We start from the raw sequence: 24050 nt of genomic DNA, 5'->3' as shown, positions 1-24050 counted from the left end.
ATCGCTATATCTTAATAACTAGAAATAATCATTATTTAGCAATCTAGCTTGATAACACTTTATATGTGCTAAAATATCTCTACGCTTAAACATCACGAAAAAATACATCCAATTATGTCAATATGTTATATTGCCTTAGGCAGTAATCTTAACGATCCATTAGCTCAAGCTAATCAAGCTATTGCAGCCCTAAAACAATTACCCAATACCGTAGTTACTGACATTTCACCATTTTATCGCAGTAAACCGCTCGGTCCACAAGATCAAAATGATTACCTAAATGCAGTTATAAAGTTAACCACCTCACTTAAACCTATAGCTTTATTAGATGAACTACAAGCAATAGAAAAATCACAAGGTCGGGTACGCAAAGATAATCGATGGGGAGCAAGGACATTAGACTTAGATATATTATTATACGATGACTTAATAATAGACAACGATAGACTAACAATTCCTCATTATCATATGAAAAATAGAGAATTTGTACTCTATCCTTTATTTGATATTTCACCAGAACTCATCTTACCTGATAACGATAAGCTGTTTGATTTAATTAAAAAATGTCCTTTGAATAATTTAAAAAAATGGGATGAATAATTAATCTTATTAATAACATATAGTTGTAATATTCTGCACTTTTAGCACAAAAAAAATAGTAAAAAAAATTTGCCAAAGGCTAATTTATTGCTATAGTTTAGCGCTTGAAAATAATGTGTATTTAAGGGGATTGCTGTGAAAAAGGAACAAAAAGTAAATACATCTTCTCTTAGTCTGCTATCAATTGCTGGACTTGAGCCTTATAAAGAGGCGAAAGGTGAGGAGTACATGAATCCTAAGCAATTGAAACATTTTAAACTAATCTTAGAAGCATGGCTTTCACAATTACAAGGTGAAATGGGTAAAACTGTCTCTCATATGCAAGATGAGGCTGCTAATTTCCCAGATCCAGCTGACCGCGCAACTCAAGAAGAAGAGTTCAGTTTAGAACTAAGAGCGCGTGATAGAGAACGCAAACTTATCAAAAAAATTGAAAAAACATTAAAGAAAATTGAAACCGATGATTTTGGCTATTGTGAATCATGTGGTGTTGAAATTGGTATCCGTCGTTTAGAAGCAAGACCTACCGCTGATTTATGTATCGATTGTAAAACATTAGCTGAACTTCGTGAAAAACAAATGGGTATGTGATTCTCATTTAACTATTTTTTCTATCCTATACGCCCATGCAATATATTGGTCGTTTTGCTCCGTCACCTTCTGGACCATTACATTTTGGTTCGTTGGTGACAGCTCTCGGTAGCTACTTACAAGCCAAGGCCAGCAATGGTAAATGGCTTGTTCGTATTGAAGATATTGATCCCCCAAGGGAAGTCAAAGGCGCATCATCTTTAATATTAAAAACATTAGAAGCTTTTAATCTCTATTGGGATGATCAAGTTTTATATCAGTCTAACTGTAGTGAACGTTATCGATCAGTGTTAGCATCATTAATTTCTGAGCAAAAAGCTTACTATTGTGATTGTACCAGACAACGGATCCATAGCCTTAAAAACAATATTTATGATGGATTTTGTCGTGAGCGACATTTAGCATTAAATAACGTTGCTATTCGTTTAAAGCAGAATCATCCGATTTTCTCTTTTGATGATAAAATTCGAGGTCAACAAAGCATTGATCATATCAATGCACTAGAAGATTTTATTATTCATCGAAAAGATGGATTATTTGCTTATAATCTAGTTGTTGTATTAGATGATAATTATCAAGGAATAACCGAAATTGTTCGTGGTGCAGATCTATTACCTGTGACCGCTAAACAGATTTCACTTTATCAATTATTTAATTTTACAATCCCAAATTACTGCCACTTACCATTAGCTTTAGATAGTCATGGTCATAAACTCTCGAAGCAAAATCATGCCTCTCCAATTGATATAAAAAAAACCAAATTATTAACGGTGCAAGCATTACAATTTTTAGGTCAACAAATACCCGAAAATTGGCAAGATGCCACACAGAAAGCGTTATTAGATTGGGCGATATCACACTGGGACATTAATCATATTCCCAAACAAGACTGTATGTTAACCACCAATATAAGATAAATTAGGTGTGATACCTAAATGGTGGGTATGTAATAAATGTTTTTCAGGTTTTATTAATAGTGAAGATAAAATTCTAGCTTTAAGTTGCGCTTTTTGCTCAGAGCTTTGTAGTAAATCCCGTAAATCAACCGCTGCATCACCAAACAAGCAATAATGTAATTTACCGATCGACGAGACACGTAATCGATTGCAACTTTTACAAAAATCCTTTGAATACGGCATAATCAGACCAATCTTACCTCGATAATCACTATGCGCGTAAACTTTAGCAGGTCCAGAGAACGCCTCTTTTGACTGTAATTGCCAACCTTGTTCAATAAGTTGTGATTCCATCACATGACCAGCTAAATGATAACGATTAAATAATTCACGGCTTTCTGTTGTTTCCATCAATTCTATAAAACGTAATTCAACTGAACGATCTTTAATCCAAGTTAAATAATCAGCCAGATGGTCGTTCATATTTTTCATCAAAACGGTATTAATTTTAACTTTCCTAATACCTACTTCTAATGATTTTTCAACGCCTTGAATCAGCTCACGTAATTTATCTTGGCCTGTTATTTGTTTAAAAATGTAAGGAGAAAAACTGTCAATACTAATATTAATAGCATTAAGTCCTGCTTGTTGCCAATAATGCACATTTTTTAATAACCGTGAACCATTGGTTGTGATAGCGAGTTGTTTGATGCTGGGATAAGCAGAAATTATTGACAAAATATCAATAAAGTCTCGACGCAAAGTCGGTTCACCGCCCGTTAGCCGAATTTTATGTACACCAAGTTCAGTAAACGTTGACACAACATTGTCAATTTCATTTAACGATAAAAATTGATGATCTTTATTAGGTCGATAACCGTCAGGCAAACAGTATTGGCACTGAAAATTACACTGCTCGGTAATCGACAAGCGTAGATATTGAAATCGACGCTGATAATTATCCATTAATTGCATATCACAAACACCTTATCCAAATCGGGAAGCATAGCCATTTCTGCGCTATACCGCGGCTAGTTCACCATATGAATTCACTTAGGTGAAAAAGCTTCAGAGTTTGTTTAAGTCTAGCATAGACACTATTTATTGACTACGGACAATTATCACTATTCGATAATTGATTAGATGATTCAATTTCATCATTTTTCTTTTAAGTATAAATAACCGTGATGTAATTAAGTAAGTTGCCCTTCGACAAGATTAATAAAAGCGTTCGGTCGCCCTTTTCTCTCTTCTTTAACTTACTGACAACCCCTATAAACAAATAAATTCCTTTTTCATTGATAACTCACTAACCTGACAAACACCTTGAAGGTTGAATAATATTCTAATTTTTTTATTTTTTCTTATTATGAGGTATTTATTTCATAACTAGAAAAAATTTTTTAATTCACCCTATTGCCTCATATTTTTAGCTTATTTACAGCTTTGCTTAGTATTCATTATATTTCGGTATATAATGATTTCCTTGTCGATAAAACCGTCAAATGGAGGTTGTGATGATTACCCATATAAGTCCGTTAGGATCAATGGATTTACTTGCGCAGGCTGAAGTTGATATTTTAAAAAAATCAGCAAATAGCGAACTTTATCAATTGTTTAGAAATTGCTCATTAGCTACTCTTAATGCGGGTAGTAAAACGGATAACACTAAAGAATTACTAGATAGATTTAAATCGTTCGAAATTAACGTTATCAGTAAAGAGCGTGGAGTTAAATTAGAGCTTATTGATGCACCTGAAAGTGCTTTTGTCGACAAACGCATTATTCGCTCCATACAAGCTAATCTGTTTGCGGTTTTACGTGATATTCTTTTTTTAAATGGCCAAATTACGGCAATTAAACACTTGGTACCTAACGAGAAGCTTGAAAAAGAGCACTCCTATTACATCACCAATCTTGTTTTTTCTATTCTGCGTAATGCCAATGCCCTACACGTTGGCGAAGAGCCTAATCTAATTGTTTGTTGGGGTGGACACTCAATTAACGAAAGTGAATATTATTATGCTCGTCAAGTTGGTATGCAACTTGGATTACGAGAACTTAATATCTGTACAGGCTGCGGTCCGGGAATAATGGAAGCACCAATGAAAGGCGCCGCTGTTGGTCATGCACAACAACATATAAAAGATAGTCGCTTTATTGGTATGACTGAGCCATCGATAATTGCAGCCGAACCACCAAATGCATTAGTTAATGAACTCATCATTATGCCAGATATCGAAAAACGACTTGAAGCGTTTGTTCGAATGGCGCATGGTATAGTTATCTTTCCTGGCGGACCTGGTACTGCTGAAGAACTACTTTATATTTTGGGGATTATGCTCAATCCTGCTAATAAAAATCAGACTTTACCAATTATTCTAACGGGTCCAAAAGAGTGTGAAGATTATTTTGACGCGATTGATCAATTTATTCGTAATACTTTAGGCGAAGAAGCGACTAAATTGTATGAAATTATCATTGATTCACCTGAACAAGTTGCACGCATAATGAAACATGGGGTAAAACAGGTTAAATCATCACGGTTAGCAACTGGTGATGCTTATGGGTTTAACTGGTTACTCAAAATTGATGAAGCATTACAGCACCCATTTGAACCAACCCATGAAAACATGGCATCACTTAATCTACATAAAGATCAGCCAGTTGAATTATTAGCTGCTGATTTACGCCGTGCTTTTTCTGGAATTGTTGCAGGTAATGTTAAAGAGTTTGGTATGAAGCAAATTGCTGAACATGGTCGCTATAAATTGCAAGGTGATCCTGAAATCATGAAGCAATTAGATAATTTACTGCTTAGCTATGTAAAACAAGATCGCATGAAGCTTCCTGGCGGTAGTGCCTATCAACCTTGTTATGAAATTTGTTATTAATTAACCTTAATATTAGCCAGTTATACTTCGCCGATACAAAAATCGGCGGAGTATTTAGCAATATTTGAACACTCTAAAGATCACTTAAAATATCTAACGCTTCCGACACTTTCTTAACAGCAAAGATCTGCATATTTTCTGGCTTTTTCTTTGGCATATTAGCTATAGGCACTATTGCCTTTTTGAAACCATGTTTAGCGGCTTCAGAAATACGCTCTTGACCACTTGGTACTGGTCGTATTTCTCCTCCCAGACCTATTTCACCAAAAATAACCACATCTTGTGGTAAAGGGCGATTTCGAAAACTGGATACCAATGCAGCAATCAATGCTAAATCGGCACTAGTTTCGGTCACTTTTACCCCGCCAACAACGTTAACAAAAATATCCTGATCAGCCATTTGTAAACCACCATGGCGATGCAAAACCGCGAGTAAAAGTGCCAGCCGATTTTGATCAAGCCCGACAGTCACTCGCCTTGGATTGCCATATACAGAATGATCAACTAACGCTTGAATTTCAACCAGTAATGGACGAGTACCTTCCCATAACACCATTACCGAACTGCCCGATAACATCTCTTCACCACGACTTAAAAAGATTGCAGATGGATTACTGACTTCTTTCAATCCTTGTTCAGTCATAGCAAACACACCTAACTCATTGACTGCGCCAAAACGATTTTTATGGCTACGTAAAGTTCGAAATCGAGAGTCAGCATCACCATCAAGTAAAATTGAGCAATCAATACAGTGTTCAAGTACTTTAGGGCCTGCTAGTGAGCCATCTTTAGTCACATGGCCAACCATAATAATGGCTATGCCTTTGGTTTTCGCAAAACGCGTTAAATAAGCTGCAGTTTCACGAACTTGAGCCACACTACCTGGCGAAGATTGAATATCAGCAAGATGCATAACTTGAATTGAGTCAATAACCATTAACTTTGGCTGTGACTGTTCAGCAAGTAAACAGATCTGCTCAATACTGGTTTCAGACAACATATTAATATTATCTGTCGGTAAACCTAAACGATGTGCACGCATCGCTACTTGTTGTAATGATTCCTCACCAGTTACATAAAGGGTATTCATTTGTGCTGACAGTTTACTCATGGTTTGCAGTAGCAAAGTACTTTTACCGGCACCGGGGTTACCACCAATTAAGATAGCACTACCTGGTACTACACCACCACCAAGTACACGGTCAAATTCAGAAAATCCAGTTGAAAATCTGGGTAAGGCTTCCAGACTAATTTCAGATAATTTTTGGATTTTAGTTTGCCCTGCGCCACCGGCATAGCCGGTTAATCGGTCATTGCGTGATGAACTACTAGCTAACCTAACTTCAGTAATGGTATTCCATGCATGACAAGCGCTACATTGACCTTGCCAACGAGGATAGTCAGCACCACAATCATTACAGACATAAGCGCGCTTTACTGTTTTTGCCAAATTCTTCTCCTAGCCTTCACTTAATAAACTGGTAGATAAGATGCACCATAAACCGGTTAAATCAGCATAATTGATGCTGATTCTTGCTTTTTCAACGACTTTAGGCTTTCCATGATAAGCAACACCAAGCCCTGCAATTCTAATCATCATTAAATCATTTGCCCCATCACCAATCGCAACAGTTTGCTCAATAGGAATATCTAAAGAGGTGGCTAATTGTTGTAACATCCGCGCTTTATATTTAGCATCAACAATTTGCCCATTAACTTTACCTGTCAGCTTACCGTTTTTAATTTCTAATTCATTAGCGTGAGCGTCAATTAGTTTTAACTTCTGTTTTAAATGATTTGCAAAATAGGTAAATCCACCCGAAACAATGGCAACATGCCAATTTTTTTTATGCAACTCTTTAACTAAATAAGTTAATCCTGGTGTTAATGGTAGACTCTCTTTTACTTGTTCTAAAATATCTTGATGTGCGCCTTTTAATGTAGCAACTCGTTTACGTAAGCTGGTAGCAAAATCAAGTTCACCACGCATAGCAAGCTCAGTCACTGCAGCAACTTGTTCACCGACACCGTGTAATTTTGCTAGTTCATCAATACACTCAATACCAATTGCGGTCGAGTCCATATCCATGACTAATAAACCTGGAGAATGCAATGTGGGTAAATTATCAATTGGTGAAACATCAATACCTAATGTTAGCGAAATCGATTTGGCTTTTTTTGGCATTACGCCAGCAATACGTACTATTTGATAGGTTTTAATTTTCCAAGATGAAACTACAACCATTGGCATTGCAAGTTGTCTTTGAAATTTTGAAAGCAGTGTTTTATTTAACTTTTTCCCATAAATAATCCAACCCGTTTTACCCGCATTGTAATCCAATGGAACAACTTCACAACCATTTAAAGACAAAGGTAAACCTTGCCAGTATTGAATATTTTCTGGGAGATCATTATAGGTTAATGTATAAGCCATATATCGAAAGTCTTAAAAATGTAAAACAGATTCGGAATTTACCATATCTACTAAAGATTGTCCAAGTAAGGATTATAAGAAGTTATTTCTTAAATTTTACGGCTCAAAAACCCTGTTCCTCAACTTTTTTTGCAAGAAATTTCATTGTTAATCAATATTAATTAGCTTCAGTTTAGAAATGAAGAAAGAATACTAAACAGATAGTCCCCACATACAAAGCTGTTCAAGTGCTGGGCCAATTTTTTCACCCAAAGGGGGTAATTTGTATAACACTTTAAGTGGTGGTTTTTCACCATATACACTACGAGTGATAAGTTCATCTTCCTCCAACTTTTTAAGCTGGATGCTCAGCGTTAATACATTAATCATTTTTAAACAGAGCTGGCATTGTAAAAATGTATTAACTACTTTTTTTTAAAACAGCATAGAAAAAGCCATCGCCGCCGTGTATAGTTGGTAAAAATTGTTTCGTATCACCCACAAGTTGGGCATTGCTGTTTTCTTTTAAAAAACGCTCAATTTGCAATCTGTTTTCATCAGGTAGGATTGAACAGGTAGCATAGACTAAAGTGCCACCTGTTTTTAAATAAGACCAAATATTGGTTAAGATCCCATGTTGCAATTCAGTGAGTTGCGCAATATCACTATCTCGCCGTAACCACTTGATATCAGGATGGCGACGAATTACGCCTGTTGCCGAGCATGGTGCGTCAAGCAAAATTCGGTCAAATTGTTTACCCAAGCACCATTTTTCCGGTGTAAGACCATCACCCACTTTAACTTCTGCTACTTGTTTTAGGCGAGCCAGATTTTCTTCAATACGTTTAGCACGACCTGCATCAACATCTACCGCTAATAAATTTGCTTTAGGTGCAATTTCTAAGATATGGGTTGTTTTTCCACCTGGAGCGGCACACATATCCAAAATTTTCTCACCATTTTGGGGTTCTAACAAATATGCAGCATATTGAGCAGACAAATCCTGTACGGTAACGGCTCCTTCAGCAAAATAAGGTAATTTCGTTACATTTACAGGCGATAATACCCTAATAGCACAAGGCAAATCAGCAAAAGCTTCTGATTCAATTTGCCGTTCAGTTAACAATTGTTGATACTCACTAACTGAATAGTGATTAAGATTAACGCGTAACCACATTGGTGGTTTTTGGTTATTGGCAGAAATGATTGCTTGCCATTTCTCGGAATAAGCTTGCTTAAGACGATTAACTAACCAACTTGGATGCAAAGTTTGAGGTGTTTTATCATCCTGTACAAATTTTCGTTGTAATGATTCTTGTTGGCGTAAAAATTCACGCAATACGCCATTTACTAATCCTTTGAGCGCTGATTTTTTTAAATCATTTACTGCATTAACTGTTTCACCTACAGCTGCATGTTCAGGTATTCTGGTATATAAAATTTGGTAAATACCCACTAACAATAAATAGTGTAGAACTCGATTTTTCCCGGTAAGAACTTTATTCATCAAAGTATGAATATAAAAATTAAGTTCAGGTAAAACACGCATCACACCAAAACAGATTTCTTGCATTAGCGCGCGATCTTTTTCTGCTACTTTATGGCTAAATAACGTTAAGGCCGTACTAAGCGATTGCCCCTCTTCAAGTACATTAAAAATCGCTTTAGCACAAATAGCTCGAATATTTGAGTGTGACTTTTTATTCATAACCAATAATGACCTTAACTCATCAATCTAAATATTTATAAAATTAATGATCCCACCCAACCAGCTATAAACAATGGAATATTAAAATGGGTAAAGGTTGGAATAACACTATCTCTTATATGATCATGCTGACCATCACTGTTTAAACCAGCAGATGTTGCTAAAATAGTATCTGAAGGAGGTGAACCTGCATCGCCAATCGCTCCTGACGCACCAATTAAACAAACGGTTGCTATTGGTGAAAAGCCCAACTGAACACATAAAGGAACATAGATAGCTGCAATAATTGGTACAGTAGAGAAAGATGAACCAATACCAAGTGTAATGATCAAGCCAACTAACATCATCATAAAAGATGCAACTACTTTATTCCCCGCAAATAATGAGGCACTATTAACAACTAATGGTTCTATTTCATGAGTCTGTTTTAATACTTCAGCAAAGCCTTGAGCTGATATCATCACAAAGCCGATCATCGCCATCATTTTGATACCATCGGTAAAGATTCCGTCTGCCTCACCCCATTTAATTGAGCCTGAAGCAATAAAGCAGATAAAGCCAATTAAAGCACCCAAAATCATCGATCCAGTATAAAGTTGGACAGTAAAAGAGAGAATAATTGCTAATAATGAGACGACAAGTGAACGAGTACTTACATTACTAAACTCTTCGGCATGGCTTTCTTCATGAATCAATTTATATTGTCTCGGTTTACGATAACTAACGAAAATAGCCCAAAGTAGACCAACAAACATACCAAAAGCCGGAATAGCCATAGCATGCATAACATTAACATGGCTAACATCCATTCCCGATGAAATAATATTTTTTAATAAGATTTGATTTAAGAAAATATTACCGAATCCGACAGGTAAAAACATATATGGTGTAATCAAACCAAATGTCATGATACAAGCAATCATTCGTCTATCTAGTTGCAATCTCGACATCACATATAAAAGTGGCGGAATTAACAACGGTATAAAGGCGATATGAATTGGGATGATATTTTGTGAGGAAATACTAACTAACCCGATTATGATAATTAACAACCATTTAATTCGAGTCTTAGCATCATTAGTCGTTAACTGCTTAATGGCTTTGTCAGCTAACAATTCTGGTAATCCTGATTTTGAAATTGCTACTGCAAAAGCACCAAGCATAGCATAAGAAAGCGCAATATTAGCGCCGTTGCTAATCCCAGTATTAAAAGCGTCAATTGTTTCTTTTAATGTTAAATGGCTACATAAACCACCGACAAAAGCACCAATGATTAAGCTAATAACCACATGAACACGGCAAAGCGAAAGGACTAACATTAAAATAACTGCAACAACCACTGCATTTACCGAGGAAAACAGCTCAAGAATAGTATTCATAAATAGATTCTTCGTAGCAAAATAAAGATAGTTATTCTAGGCGATAGATATATAAAGTGCAATTGTTAGTATACGCTTACTAGCGTAAATTATTTTTTAGGTAAGACTAAAGAAAACTTATAATAAATTTAATGCTAACATTGCAAATAAAGAATAACCGATTTGTATCCTTAATGAAAATTGTGTTAATAATTTGCTTTAATTAACGGTAATATTCAATTCATGCTGATATGGTGCTGATAGAAATAAACCTTTATAATACGTTGTCATTATTATAATGTAATCACTACAAGATTATGCAAATTTGCTATACTGTAACGCATATATACTTGGATTAATGTTTTTTATATTAGAGTAATCATATCAATTTACAGCTTAAACATTCATTATTAGGTTGGTAAATAAATAACTTAAAATGATTTAAGTATATAGTTAGCAACAAAGTATGAGGTTTATTTTTATGTTTTCTTGGTGGACAAAAATTTATTTTTCACTAATTCAAATTCCTGTTAAGCTTTTTGTTAAAAGTAAACCAATTCCTACCGATCCCATTACTGAACTGGACCTCGATATCCATCGTCCAATTTTGTATGTGCTTCCTTATAACTCTCAAATTGATTTAATGGTAGTTAGGTCGCTTTGTCTAAAATATCATTTACCAGATCCTTTATTAGGAATTGATATTAATGATAAAACTGTACCTGCTTATATTTATATCGATAAAGGCCCAGGAATTTTTGCTTCAAGTAAACAAAAAAATAAATCTATCGAAATTTTAAGGGAATACATTTCAGCCCATCAACAAAATGATGAACTTGATGTTCAAATGTTGCCTGTATCTGTCATGTTTGGTCGTAAACCAGATAAAGAAGGCAAAAAAATGCCTTCACTGCAAGTGTTAGGTGCTACCTATAAACTTTATAAAATCTTAATTTCTGGTCGTGACTGCTATACTCGATTTTCTCGAACCGTATCTTTTAAAGATATTAAAGTCGACGATAAACAAGATATTTCTGTTTTAGCACATAAACTTGCGCGTGTAGCACGTATTCACTTTGCTAAACAAAGAGCGGCTTCTGTTGGTCCTAAATTGCCTGTTAGACAGGAAATGCTTAATAAATTATTAACTAACCTAGCTCTTGCTGAAGCAATACAAGAAGAAGCTAAAAGTAAACATATTGGGCTAGATAAAGCCAAGAAAAATGCTTTATCACTTCTAAATGAAATCGCGGCTAATTTTTCTTACCGCATGCTAAGAGTGACTGACTCTGTTCTTACTTGGGCATGGAATAGACTTTATCAAGGTTTAAAAGTAACGAATGCTGACCCAGTTCGAGAGCTTGCTGAAAATGGACACGAAATCGTTTACGCACCATGTCATCGAAGTCATATGGACTATTTGTTATTGTCTTATGTACTTTATCGGCAAGGATTAGTTCCACCACATATTGCAGCTGGTATCAATTTAAATTTCTGGCCAGCAGGCCCTATTTTTAGGCGCTTAGGGGCATTTTTTATCCGCCGTTCATTTAAAGGTAACAAACTCTATACCGCCGTATTTAGAGAGTATTTAGCAGAGTTATTTATCCGGGGTTATGCCGTCGAATATTTCATTGAAGGTGGGCGCTCACGCACAGGAAGACTACTCGACCCTAAAACCGGAATGTTGTTGATGACAATCCAAACTTTATTACGGGGTGATACACGCCCAATCACAATTGTCCCGGTCTATATTGGTTATGAACATGTTTTAGAAGTTGCCACTTATGCTAACGAGCTGCGTGGCGCTAAAAAAGAAAAAGAAAGCTTGTGGAGCACAATTAAAGCCTTCTTAAAATTAAAAAAACTAGGCTTTGGCTACGTTAACTTTGGGAGCCCAATACCTTTAAATCAATTTTTAAATCAGCATATACCTGAATGGCGAGATGCTATTGATCCTACAGGAACACAGCGCCCTAATTGGTTAACACCAACAACTAATTTGCTTGCGAAACAAATTATGGAGCACATCAATTCTTCGGCTGCGATTAATGCTATGAATTTATGTTGTTCAATATTATTAGCCGCTGATCAATGCACATTAACAAAAGTAAAATTATTAGAGCATTTAGATTATCTTTTAAAATTATTAAAAAACATTCCTTACTCTGATTTGATTACCATTCCCGATCAAACTGCCGAAGAGATGTTTGAACATGCCAAAGAAATGGGTAAATTTGTCATTACTACTGATGAAGTTGGTGAAATGGTGGGGTTAACTACCGAACAAGCAGTATTGATGACCTATTATCGCAATAATATTCAGCATTTACTGATTATACCGGCAATTGTGGCTAGAATTTTACTTAAACATAATCGCATTTCAATTGATGAAGTACTTATGCAGGTTAAATTGCTCTTCCCTTTAATAAAATCAGAGCTATTTTTATATCATAATGAAGATCAATTAACTGAATATGTTAATAAAATTATTGCAACTTATGCTGATTTGAATCTAATAAGTTATTCACCTGATAAATTAACATTGAGCTACTTAAAAATGTCAGGATTACAGTTGTTAGCGTCATCATCAAGAGATACATTACAACGCTATGTCATTGCATTTTCATTGTTGCAAAAAGATCCAACAATTAGTCGTGCAACCTTAGAAAAAGAAGGACGTTTAATTGCAGAACGGCTTTCAATATTACATGGTATAAATGCTCCTGAATTTTTTGATAAAGGTGTTTTTTCAACACTAGTTGCTTCGCTTCGGGAACAAGGTTATTTAGATGATAAAGGTGATGCAAATTTACCGAAAATCGAAACCATGAATAATATACTTAAACCATTAATTACTAACCGTGTAATGCAAACAATTGATGAAATCAATCCTTAAAAATTAAATTATCTTGGGCTTACTTGATTATTTTGGGTAAGCCGAATAAACTTCAATCATTAAATAAAGTATCTTTTTTTATGCTTTATCACTGTTTTCTAAATAATTTTATTCTTTATAATCTTCATTAACAAATTTAATAAATAGCACCATTGTTTTTTTGATATATGTCAAACTTTTGTGAAAGTATACCTTTATTTCCATTCAATTAAATATTATCATTACAATTAGTAAGGATGTTTATAACATCGAAAAAATTAGATAATAAAATGTAATGTCAGCTTTTTAAGGAGTTCATATGCTATTTAACCGTAGACAGTTCTTTAAGATCTGTGCTGGTGGCATGGCAGGAACAACTGTCGCTACTTTAGGATTAATGCCGAATGTAGCGCTTGCACAAACTCGCCAATATAAATTGTTAAAATCAAAAGAAACGCGAAATAATTGTACTTACTGTTCTGTTGGATGTGGAATGCTCCTTTATAGCCGAGGAGATGGCGCTAAGAATGCCGAATCGTCTATTTTTCATATCGAAGGCGATCCTGACCATCCTGTTAGTCGTGGTTCACTTTGTCCGAAAGGTGCTGGCGTACTCGACTATATTAAAAGCGAACAACGAGTTAAATACCCAGAGTATCGTGCGCCAGGTTCTGACAAATGGCAACGAATCAGCTGGGATGAAGCAATTGACCGCATAGCTCGCTTAATGAAAGCTGACCGTGATAAAAATTTTCAAGAAAAAAATGAACAAGGAACGACGGTTAACCGCTGGACAACTACTGGCTGGCTAGTGACTTCTGCTGCGAGTAATGAAACGGGTTGGTTAGCATTTAAAGTTGCCCGTTCTTTAGGAATGCTAAGCCTTGAAACTCAAGCTAGAGTTTGCCATGGGCCCTCAGTATCTAGTTTAGGTGCTACCTTTGGTCGAGGCGCCATGACCAATAACTGGAACGATATTAAAAATGCTAATGTGGTTATTGTTATGGGGGGTAACGCAGCTGAAGCCCATCCAGTTGGTTTTAAATGGGCAATTGAAGCCAAAATTACTAACGGTGCAGAACTCATAGCGATTGATCCACGCTTTCATCGAACCGCTTCGGTAGCTGATCATTATGTACCTATTCGTGCAGGTTCAGATATCGCTTTTCTACTTGGTATCATTAATTACCTTATCACTAATAACGAAGTCAACTTTGAATACCTTATAACACACTCTAATGCTAGCTTAATTGTGCGTGACGATTTCAACTTTGATAATAATAGTGGATTGTTCAGTGGTTACGATGCTGCAAACCGTCAATACGATCAAACCAGTTGGGCATATCAAAAAGATGAAAATGGTTTTGCATTAAGAGATAAAACATTAAGTCACGCACGCTGTGTTTGGAATTTACTAAAACAACATGTTAGTCGCTATACGCCAGAAATTGTAAATAAAATAACTGGTAGTCCTGTAGATGGCTTTTTACATGTTTGTCGTTCACTCGCCAGTACTAAAACCAATGATCGTGCGGCAACTTTCCTATATGCATTAGGTTGGACTCAACATACTTATGGTACACAAATCATCCGCACTGCAGCAATGATTCAACTGATTCTTGGTAATATTGGTGTCATGGGTGGTGGTATAAATGCTTTGCGTGGTCACTCAAATATTCAAGGATTAACTGATGTAGGTTTACTGTCTAATCGATTACCTGCTTATCTTGATCTACCAAAAGATTCTCAAACATCGCTTGAACAATACTTAGCAGAAAAAACACCGAAACCTCTTGGTCCAAATGAGGTTAATTTTTGGGGTAATTACCCTAAATTCTTTATTAGTTTTATGAAAGCAATGTATGGTGATAAGGCAACTGGGGATAATAATTGGGGATTTGATTGGTTACCAAAATGGGATAAAACCTATGATATTTTACGTTTTAGTAAAATGATGCGTGACGGGCAAGCTAATGGTTTTATTTGCCAAGGGTTTAACCCACTGGCAGCCTTACCTGATAAAAATAGTATTCGTGAGGGATTATCCAAACTCAAATTCTTGGTAAATATCGATCCATTGCCAACTGAAACAGCCGAGTTTTGGAAAAATCATGGTGAATCAAATGATGTTGATCCAAGTAAAATACAAACAGAAGTCTTTAGACTTCCGGCCAACTGTTTTGCTGAGGAAAATGGGACAATTGTTAACTCATCACGTTTATTACAATGGCATTGGGCAGCTGCTAGACCACCTTATGAATCACTTTACGATCCAGAGATTATTGCGCGAATCTATTTAAGAATTAAAGAGCTTTATGAAGAAGAAGGCGGTGCTTATCACGAACCAATTAATAATTTAACTTGGGATTATCAAGATCCTGAAGGTCCGGCAGCCGAAGAGTTAGCAAAAGAGTGTAATGGTCGAGCATTGGCTGACATAACGGACACTAATGGCAATATCATCCTTAAAAAAGGCCAACTATTAAGTGGTTTTTCTCAATTAAAAGCCGACGGAACGACCTCATCTGGAATTTGGATATTTTGTGGTTCTTGGACTGAACAAGGTAACCAAATGGCTCGCCGAGATCCTAGTGACCCATCAGGTAAGGGTATTCATGCTGGCTGGGCTTGGGCTTGGCCGATGAATCGACGTGTACTCTATAATCGTGCTTCTACTGATGAAAATGGAAAACCATGGGATCCAAATCGGATGTTAATCAAATGGAACGGAACAAGTTGGGTCGGCAATGACGTACCAGATTTTACTGCCACGTTATCACCTGATTCTGGAGCGGGAGCCTTCATCATGAACAATGATGGATTAGGTGGGCTGTTCTGTTTGAATCGTTTAGTTGATGGACCATTTCCTGAACATTATGAACCATTTGAAACACCAATTTCAAATAACCCAATGCACCCTAAACAAGTAAATAGTCCAGTAGCTCGAGCATTTAAAGAAGATTTAGCTCGCTTAGGTAAAGCAGATGAATTTCCTTATGTTGGTACAACATACAGTATTACTGAGCACTTCCACTTTTGGACGCAACATGCAAGATTAGCTTCAATAACACAACCAGAACAATTTATTGAGCTCAGTGAAAATCTTGCGAATAAAAAAGGCATAAAATTGGGCGATACAGTGAAAGTAACTTCATATCGAGGTTATATCAAAGCCAAAGCAGTTGTGACAAAACGTTTACCTACTTTGACAGTTGATGGTAAAGAGATCGAAACCATAGGAATTCCAATTGTTTGGGGATTCACAGGTCAAACTAAAAAAGGCTTTTTGGTTAATGAATTAACACCGCATTTAGGTGATGCTAATTCACAAACCCCAGAATACAAGTCCTTCTTAGTCAACATCGAAAAAGTTACCACAGCGGCATAAGAAGGAGGATAGATTATGTCATTACAAACTCAAGATATTATTCGCCGCTCAGCAACTAATGCCCTAACACCTGCACCTAGGGCAAGAGATTATCAGCAGGAAGTAGCTAAATTAATTGACGTGACCACCTGTATCGGTTGTAAAGCTTGTCAGGTAGCTTGTAGCGAATGGAATGATCTGCGAGCAGAAGTAGGAAATACCGTCGGCGTTTATGATAATCCAGCTGACTTAGAACCAAAAGCATGGACCGTAATGCGTTATTCAGAAGTTGAAATCAATGGCAAATTCGAATGGCTTATACGTAAAGATGGTTGTATGCATTGTGCAGATCCTGGTTGCTTAAAAGCGTGCCCATCTGAAGGAGCAATCATTCAATATGCTAATGGGATTGTCGATTTCCAATCAGAACACTGTATTGGATGTGGTTATTGCGTCGCAGGATGTCCATTTAATATTCCACGTGTTAGCAAAGAAGATAACCACTCTTATAAATGCACATTATGTGTTGATCGAGTTGCTGTTGGTCAAGAACCTGCTTGCGTAAAAACCTGCCCTACTGGAGCAATTCATTTTGGCACCAAACAAGATATGATTCGCCATGCCGAACACCGAATTGTTGATTTAAAAAAACGTGGATTTGAAAACGCAGGACTCTACAATCCAGAAGGTGTCGGCGGTACTCATGTTATGTATGTACTACATCATGCTGATCAACCTGAACTTTACCATGGATTACCTAAAGATCCTCAAATTAGCGAAATCGTTAAATTCTGGAAAGGCGCATGGAAACCACTATCAGCTGCTGCTTTTGTTGCAACTTTTGGCGGATTACTCTTCCACTACATGGGGGTAGGTGCAGTTGAAGTCGATGAAGAAGATATTGAACACGAAAAAGAAGCGGACAAACAAGCAAGAAAACGTTTAGGACTACCTATTTTAGGTCGAAAAAATAGTCCTAATTCAACACAATCGGAGGCTCGTCATGAATAAGAAAGGAATGATATTAAGAACACCACTTATTGTACGCTTCTGTCATTGGTGTATGGTCTGTTTGTTTATATTAACCGCGTTATCAGGTTTATCTTTATTTTTTCCATCAATCAAGTTATTTGGATTATTTCTTGGCACACCACAATTGGTGAGAGCTTTACACCCTATAATTGGTTGTGTGGTATTCATTTTATTAATGTTCATGTTTATCAAATTAGCTCATCACAATATTCCAAATAAAAATGACCTTTTATGGATTAAAAACTTTAAAAACGTGATTATGGGAAAAGAAGAAGGTATCCCAATTGGTAAATATAATGTTGGCCAAAAGTTTTTATTCTGGTGCATTATGAGCTTAATCTTTGTGCTATTCGTTACGGGCTTGATAATGTGGCGCCGATATGTATCTGATTATTTTCCTATTCAAATAGTCCGAATCGCAATATTTTTCCACTCTTTTGCTGCTATTTGTCTTATTTTACTGGCTATTGGTCATGCTTATATGGCAATTTGGGTTAAAGGGTCTATAAAAGGAATGATAACTGGATATGTATCACGAGCGTGGGCATTTAAAAACCACTCCTCATGGTACGAAGAAGAAATGAAAAAAGTCTATCAGCAAGAACTTAAAGATAATCAAAAGAACGATATTGAGCCATCATCTCAAACAGAACAAAAACCTGCTTTATAAGAATAATTAATCTCCGCTGATATAAATCAGCGGAATTCTTAGCCTATTAGATTAATGATGGAAAAAATAACAAAATTGGTAATCAAGAATGAGTATAAAAATCATCCCACGAGAGCAGCTTGAACAACAAAACACCGTAATTAGACAGATTCCCTTACTCTTTTATCCATCACCGAAAACACTTTATATTCATCGCGCTGAGCGTTTAAAAACGCTAGCACGAAACAATTCTTTAAGCGATTATTTAAATTTCTGCGCTAAGATTGTCGAGCAACAGGCTATTTTAATCAAAAAACCTATTGATATCTCTCCATCACTTAATAATGATTTTCCGCCATTAAGTTTGGAAAACTTACCATTAAATGATATTTGGCAAGATTATTTATTAACATTATTAAATTCATTTTCAAATACAACCTATCAAATTCAATCTGTTATTGAACAATTAAAACAAAACGATTCTAATCATCTTCAAGAGAAAGCACTCAACTTACTTAATGGTAAATTTAATTTGGTTGACGGTAATGAATCCATATTTATTTGGTCAGCTTTATCAGTCTATTATTGCCAACTAGCTAGTCAAATTAAAGGCAAAGCCGTCGCTGAAAATACCAATGAAAGCTGGCTATGCCCAGTGTGTAATAGTATGCCAGCTGCGAGTATTATTCAGCTTGGTGCAAATAATGGATTAAGATACCTTCATTGTAGCTTATGTGAAAGCGAATGGTATGTACCACGAGTGAAATGTACTTGTTGTGATAATATGCAAGATATTCAATACTTCTCTTTGGATAAAGAATTAGCTGCAATAAAAACCGAGTGCTGTGATGCTTGCCATAGCTATTTGAAAATCTTAGACCAAGATAAAGATCCTCATATCGAAATCATTGCTGATGATGTTGCCTCATTAATATTGGATATCAAGACTGAAGAAGAAGGATTTGCAAAAAGTGGGTTAAATCCTTTTGTCTTTGCGCAATAAGAAATTACAAAAGTTAAAAATATTACTTAACATTTTGTAATATTAAGATTAGAATCATATCACTGTACTAGTTTACGAGTTCTTTATGATGAAACGCGCTATAATTTTAATATTGATGTTAGTAATTACGCCATTTTTCTGTTTGGCTAATGCGGTAAAAAATGTTGCGATAACAGCAATTGTTGAACACCCTTCATTAGACCAAATCCGTGATGGAGTAAAAGATGAGTTAACAGCAAATGGATTTAAGTTAAACGATAATTTAAATGTCCAATATCGAAGTGCCCAAGGTAGTAGTGCAACAGCCGCACAAATTGCCAGACAGTTCGTTGCAGCTAAACCAGACGTCATCGTTGCAATTGCAACACCAAGTGCTCAAGCAACAGTTGCCGCAACTAAACAAATACCCGTTGTTTTTGCAGGAATCACTGATCCAATTGCAGCAAAATTAATTAAAAATTGGAATCCCTCTCATAACAATGTCACTGGCGTTTCAGACTATCAAGAAATAGGCCCTCAAATTGAATTTATGAAAAAAGTTGTGCCTAATGTAAAATCTGTTGGTTATATTTATAGTCCTAGCGAAATTAATTCAACTGTAGTGTTAAAAAATCTACAAAATGAACTTAGCCAACAAAATATTTCATTGGTGGCGGTGCCTGCCCAACGTACGGCGGATATTTCAACAGCAGCCAATACATTAAAAGGAAAAGTTGATCTTATCTACACCACAACAGATAACAACGTTGTTTCAGCTTATGAATCATTAGTTAAATTTGCCAATGAAAATAAAATCCCACTGTTAGCATCGTTTCCTGATGCCATTGAGCGAGGAGCTGTTGCTGCTTATGGAATGAGCTATTACGATGTAGGTCGTCAATCAGGTAAGCTGGTGGTAAGAGTTTTAAATGGAGAAGATCCTGGCAATATTAAACCCGAAATCGGACAAACATTACGCCTTGTCGTCAATACTGATGCAGCCAAAAAACAAGGAATCTTTTTACCTCCTGACATTATCGAGTCTGCCTATAAAGTTATTGGTCAAAAATAAAATCATATATCTAAATAAAATCAATTCTTTGTCCATTTTAATGGGCAAAGAATGTTCAGAAACCCCGTTCCTCACCTCAAAATTTTTTAAAGTATTATTGATAAGTCTATTCTATTCATAATTCCTTGCAATAAGGTGTATTAAAATATTTACACATATACTTTTCATTAAATCTAGAAAATTATCTGTTTTTGCTTTATAGTAAACGTATATTTAGGTTGGTTGTAAAATAAATATTACAGGAGCACCACATGCGGAATTTAATCATCAAGCTTTTTATGTTACTTAGTTTGTCTGTAGTAACATTTTTTTCATTAGCAGATAATAAATCTGAGCAAAAATATGTCGCGATAACAGCAATTGTAGAACATCCTGCATTAGATAATGTTCGCAAAGGTGTTGAAGATGAATTAAAAGATAATGGCTATATTGTTGGTCAAAATTTAAAATTACAGTTTGCTAGTGCTCAAGGTAGTAGCGCTAATGCTGCCCAAATAGCAAAACAATTTGTTGCTAATAAGCCCAATGTTATCGTTGGTATTGCAACACCTAGCACCCAAGCTTTAGTGGCAACAACCAAAACGATTCCTATTGTATTCACTGCTGTCACTGATCCCGTTGCTGCTAAATTAACACCTAGTTGGGAAGCTTCTAAAACCAATGTAACTGGTGTATCAGATGCATTATCTTTAGAATCACAAATCGATATGATGTTAAAAATTAAACCTGATGCAAAAAATATTGGTTATGTTTATAGCCCAAGTGAAGTAAATTCCACAATTGTGCTTAAAGAATTACAAGTTGCACTTGGAAAACGCGGCATGAAAATTATTGCTGCACCAGCACAACGAACATCTGATATTTCAACCGCCGCAATAAGTTTAAAAGGAAAAGTTGATCTGATCTACACAACAACCGATAATAACGTCGTTTCAGCTTATGAAGCATTAGCGAAGGTTGCCAATGAAAACAAAATTCCTCTTCTTGCATCAGATCCTGATTCAGCTGAACGAGGTGCAATTGCTGCTTTGGGAATGAGTTATTATGACCTTGGTCGCCAAGCAGGTAAAATTGTTATTCGAATTCTTAATGGTGAAAAACCAGGTGATATTCCACCACAAGTTGGTAACATCACACAATTAACTATTAATAAAAAGGCTGCTGAACGCCAAGGTGTCACTCTATCTGAAGAGGTTTTAAAATCAGCAGCAAAAATTGTTGAAAAATAATTTATTAAACCGTTTTAATAACTAAACCGCCTACTTTGGCGGTTGCTTTTTTTAGTGGATATTTTCATGTCATTTGAATTTTTATTAGGCTCAGTTGGAATAGGACTTATTTACGCATTAGTTAGCTTAGGCGTGTTTATATCGTTTCGACTACTTGACTTCCCCGATCTAACCGCTGATGCGAGTTTCCCACTTGGTGGGGCAGTATGTGGTTTGTGTATGTATGTCGGTATTGATCCATGGATTGCAACTTTTCTAGGTATGTTTGCAGGTTGTATTGCCGGTGCAATGACTGGACTGTTATATGTTAAACTTAACATATTACAATTACTATCAAGTATTATCGTGATGATAGGCCTTTATTCAATTAATCTAAGAATTTTAGGTTTAGGACCTTATCTCATGGATGAAACACCAAGAATGGCTGGTTCGCCTAATCTATCTTTACTCGATGCAAAAACTATTTTCTCTCCATTTATTAATGAAGATTATAGTAATCAATATTTAGTGCAACCACTTATGGTTTTAGCTTTTGTTGTTGTATTTTGGTTGCTACTTAACCTATTTTTAAATACCCAAATCGGATTGGCTTTAAGAGCGACTGGTACTAACCAACGAATGGCTAAATCCCAAGGAATTCCAACAGGTGGTATCACTATTTTAGGTATGGCAATTTCAAACGGATTAATCGCACTTGGTGGTTCATTATTTGTTCAAACTCAAGGCGGTGCTGACATTACTATTGGGGTGGGGACTATTGTTATCGGCCTTGCATCAATCATTATAGGTGAAAGTATTTTCCCAACAAAACGCATTTGGGCGGTTATGATTGCTGTTATTTTCGGCGCTATCTTATACCGTTTATTTATTGCCTTTGCACTTAGCAATGAATTTTTACAAGAGATTGGTGTCGGTACAGAGGATTTAAATCTTATCACGGCAATATTGGTTGTTTTAGCTTTAGTCTTACCAAAACAACTGAAAAAATACTCAAAAAGAAGAGGGAAGTAAGCATGATCAATGTTGGGCAATTGCAATTGACGTTTAATCAAGGAACACCAATTGAAAATCATGTATTACGAGGTTTAAATCTCAATATCAGTGAAGGTGAGTTTGTTACTATAATCGGTAGTAATGGCGCAGGAAAGAGTTCTTTACTTAATGTGATTAGTGGTGATTTGATTGCTGATTCGGGACATGTGATTATTAATAATAAAGATGTGACTCGTTGGCCTGCTTGGAAAAGAGCCGGTATGGTTGCACGAGTATTCCAAGATCCTATGGTAGGAACATGTGAAAATCTTACTATCGAAGAAAACTTAGCGATTGCTTATAACCGAGGTAATAGTTTCACTTTACTACCAGCATTAAATCGCAAGCTGAGGGCCTTATTTAAAGAAAAACTAGCAACACTCAATTTAGGCCTTGAGAATCGCTTATCAGATATGATGGGATTATTATCAGGAGGACAAAGACAAGCAGTAAGTCTATTAATGTCGACATTACAACCATCTAAGATTTTATTACTTGATGAACACACTGCTGCACTTGATCCCAAAACAGCACAATTCGTTTTGGATCTCACTAATGAAATTGTTTTAAAAAATAAGTTAACCACAATGATGGTTACCCATTCAATGAAACAAGCTTTAGAATACGGCACAAGAACAGTCATGCTTCATCAAGGACAAGTGGTGCTTGATGTTTCAGGGGAAAAGCGAGATAAATTAACCGTCAATGATTTATTAGAGATGTTCGAAAAAACTCGCGGTGAAAAAGTAACAGATGATGCCCTACTTTTAGGCTAATAATAAAAATTTAAAGCAATATTTATTTAATGAATATTGCTTTTTTCAATCTATTGTTCATTTATTCAATCTCCATTAACACAAAATCTAACACGCTTTTATCCCTCACTATTAATGGTTATTGATTTTGTGAGTATTCTCAAAATCCATATTTTATCTACCAAATTAACTTTGGTTTCATTTAAGCGTTATTCATCCAATCATGAAGTCATTAAACCCTTCAATTATTAATTTAATAATTTTGTTAATTTGGATGTATTTAGTATTTTAGAAAAGATTACCTTTTCCCCAAATTATCTTGTTACTAAAGATAATATGAAAGAAATTATGATGTTTTTAAGTTATAGGCAAGTAGCATTTAACGCATTAATTATTTAAAGGAAGTGTTTTGTTCTATTCTTTGATTTTCGTCGATTATTAAGCTGCTTAAAATATTAGAGAGATATAGGAATTTATTTGCTCAATAGTATTAAAAATACGGATCCCTTAATGCAAAAAAGCCCAGCATTGCTGCTGGGCTTTCGCTCTAATTTAAAAGTCTGGCGGCACCCTACTCTCACATGGGTAATACCC

The 24050-nt window shown here is 35.7% G+C and carries 19 protein-coding genes and 1 riboswitch; of the genes, 13 read left to right on the top strand and 6 right to left on the bottom strand.

From position 1 onward, the window contains the following. Positions 1–114 precede the first annotated feature (114 nt). From folK to gluQRS, 3 genes are all read left to right on the top strand, one after another. Positions 115–600 carry a 2-amino-4-hydroxy-6-hydroxymethyldihydropteridine diphosphokinase gene (gene folK, locus J3T98_RS10100; protein ID WP_065561770.1) on the top strand — a complete coding sequence of 162 codons (486 nt, stop codon included), beginning with the start codon at positions 115–117 and terminating at the stop codon, positions 598–600. A 135-nt stretch (positions 601–735) separates the two neighbouring features. Beyond that, positions 736–1191, top strand: coding sequence for an RNA polymerase-binding protein DksA (gene dksA / locus J3T98_RS10095; RefSeq protein WP_065561769.1), 456 nt, complete (start codon positions 736–738; stop codon positions 1189–1191). Positions 1192–1226: 35 nt separating this feature from the next. Next, positions 1227–2108, top strand: coding sequence for a tRNA glutamyl-Q(34) synthetase GluQRS (gene gluQRS / locus J3T98_RS10090; protein WP_267362755.1), 882 nt, complete (start codon positions 1227–1229; stop codon positions 2106–2108). Here gluQRS and moaA read toward each other — a convergent pair. Further along, positions 2088–3062 carry a GTP 3',8-cyclase MoaA gene (moaA, locus tag J3T98_RS10085; RefSeq protein WP_267362753.1) on the bottom strand — a complete coding sequence of 325 codons (975 nt, stop codon included), beginning with the start codon at positions 3060–3062 and terminating at the stop codon, positions 2088–2090. The genes gluQRS and moaA overlap by 21 nt on opposite strands. Continuing rightward, positions 3055–3173, bottom strand: a riboswitch (molybdenum cofactor riboswitch). Its footprint overlaps the gene before it by 8 nt. 431 nt (positions 3174–3604) lie before the next feature. On the opposite strand from moaA, the gene ppnN reads away from it, so the two are divergent. After that, positions 3605–4981 carry a nucleotide 5'-monophosphate nucleosidase PpnN gene (gene ppnN, locus J3T98_RS10080; protein ID WP_267362752.1) on the top strand — a complete coding sequence of 459 codons (1377 nt, stop codon included), beginning with the start codon at positions 3605–3607 and terminating at the stop codon, positions 4979–4981. 73 nt (positions 4982–5054) lie between these two features. On the opposite strand, the gene radA is transcribed toward ppnN, so the two are convergent. The 5 genes from radA to J3T98_RS10055 all read right to left on the bottom strand — a co-directional run bounded on the left by radA (position 5055) and on the right by J3T98_RS10055 (position 10481). Next, the gene (gene radA / locus J3T98_RS10075) at positions 5055–6431 is read right to left on the bottom strand and encodes a DNA repair protein RadA (protein WP_065561765.1); all 1377 of its coding nucleotides are present in this window, start codon (positions 6429–6431) and stop codon (positions 5055–5057) included. 9 nt (positions 6432–6440) lie between these two features. Next, a complete protein-coding gene (gene serB, locus J3T98_RS10070) occupies positions 6441–7415 on the bottom strand; it encodes a phosphoserine phosphatase (RefSeq protein ID WP_267354054.1) in 975 nt (324 codons plus the stop codon). Positions 7416–7607: 192 nt separating this feature from the next. Continuing rightward, positions 7608–7784, bottom strand: a complete 177-nt coding sequence (locus J3T98_RS10065; RefSeq protein WP_267362751.1) for a winged helix-turn-helix transcriptional regulator — start codon at positions 7782–7784, stop codon at positions 7608–7610. A gap of 31 nt (positions 7785–7815) precedes the next feature. Then, positions 7816–9102: a 16S rRNA (cytosine(967)-C(5))-methyltransferase RsmB gene (rsmB, locus tag J3T98_RS10060; RefSeq protein WP_267362750.1), complete on the bottom strand. Its 1287-nt coding sequence runs from the start codon at positions 9100–9102 to the stop codon at positions 7816–7818. A gap of 35 nt (positions 9103–9137) precedes the next feature. Further along, positions 9138–10481: a Na+/H+ antiporter family protein gene (locus J3T98_RS10055; protein ID WP_065561762.1), complete on the bottom strand. Its 1344-nt coding sequence runs from the start codon at positions 10479–10481 to the stop codon at positions 9138–9140. 460 nt (positions 10482–10941) lie between these two features. Between J3T98_RS10055 and plsB the strand changes: the two genes are divergently transcribed. The 9 genes from plsB (at position 10942) to J3T98_RS10010 (ending at position 23477) form a co-directional block, all read left to right on the top strand. Next, on the top strand, positions 10942–13359 hold the full coding sequence (plsB, locus tag J3T98_RS10050; RefSeq protein WP_267362749.1) for a glycerol-3-phosphate 1-O-acyltransferase PlsB: 2418 nt from the start codon (positions 10942–10944) through the stop codon (positions 13357–13359). Positions 13360–13657: 298 nt separating this feature from the next. Continuing rightward, entirely contained in the window at positions 13658–16726 is a 3069-nt protein-coding gene (gene fdnG, locus J3T98_RS10045; RefSeq protein ID WP_267362748.1) for a formate dehydrogenase-N subunit alpha, read from the top strand. A 15-nt stretch (positions 16727–16741) separates the two neighbouring features. Next, positions 16742–17716: a formate dehydrogenase subunit beta gene (gene fdxH / locus J3T98_RS10040; RefSeq protein WP_081299423.1), complete on the top strand. Its 975-nt coding sequence runs from the start codon at positions 16742–16744 to the stop codon at positions 17714–17716. Next, the gene (locus tag J3T98_RS10035) at positions 17709–18407 is read left to right on the top strand and encodes a formate dehydrogenase subunit gamma (RefSeq protein WP_065561760.1); all 699 of its coding nucleotides are present in this window, start codon (positions 17709–17711) and stop codon (positions 18405–18407) included. The genes fdxH and J3T98_RS10035 overlap by 8 nt, the downstream gene beginning before the upstream one ends. 88 nt (positions 18408–18495) lie before the next feature. After that, positions 18496–19389 (top strand): formate dehydrogenase accessory protein FdhE, encoded by an 894-nt coding sequence (fdhE, locus tag J3T98_RS10030; protein ID WP_267362747.1) that lies wholly within the window; start codon positions 18496–18498, stop codon positions 19387–19389. Positions 19390–19474: 85 nt separating this feature from the next. Next, positions 19475–20440, top strand: coding sequence for an ABC transporter substrate-binding protein (locus J3T98_RS10025; RefSeq protein ID WP_267358063.1), 966 nt, complete (start codon positions 19475–19477; stop codon positions 20438–20440). 251 nt (positions 20441–20691) lie between these two features. Next, on the top strand, positions 20692–21669 hold the full coding sequence (locus J3T98_RS10020) for an ABC transporter substrate-binding protein (RefSeq protein ID WP_065561757.1): 978 nt from the start codon (positions 20692–20694) through the stop codon (positions 21667–21669). 66 nt (positions 21670–21735) lie between these two features. Then, the gene (locus tag J3T98_RS10015; RefSeq protein WP_065561756.1) at positions 21736–22680 is read left to right on the top strand and encodes an ABC transporter permease; all 945 of its coding nucleotides are present in this window, start codon (positions 21736–21738) and stop codon (positions 22678–22680) included. A gap of 2 nt (positions 22681–22682) precedes the next feature. Continuing rightward, positions 22683–23477 (top strand): ABC transporter ATP-binding protein, encoded by a 795-nt coding sequence (locus J3T98_RS10010; protein ID WP_065561755.1) that lies wholly within the window; start codon positions 22683–22685, stop codon positions 23475–23477. The last annotated feature ends 573 nt before the right edge of the window (positions 23478–24050 follow it).

This window comes from Gilliamella sp. B2772, from assembly GCF_026536985.1.
GTDB lineage: Bacteria > Pseudomonadota > Gammaproteobacteria > Enterobacterales > Orbaceae > Gilliamella > Gilliamella apicola_E.
Note: the sequence above shows the minus strand (reverse complement) of the source record. Positions and strands in the feature narration are given on the sequence as shown.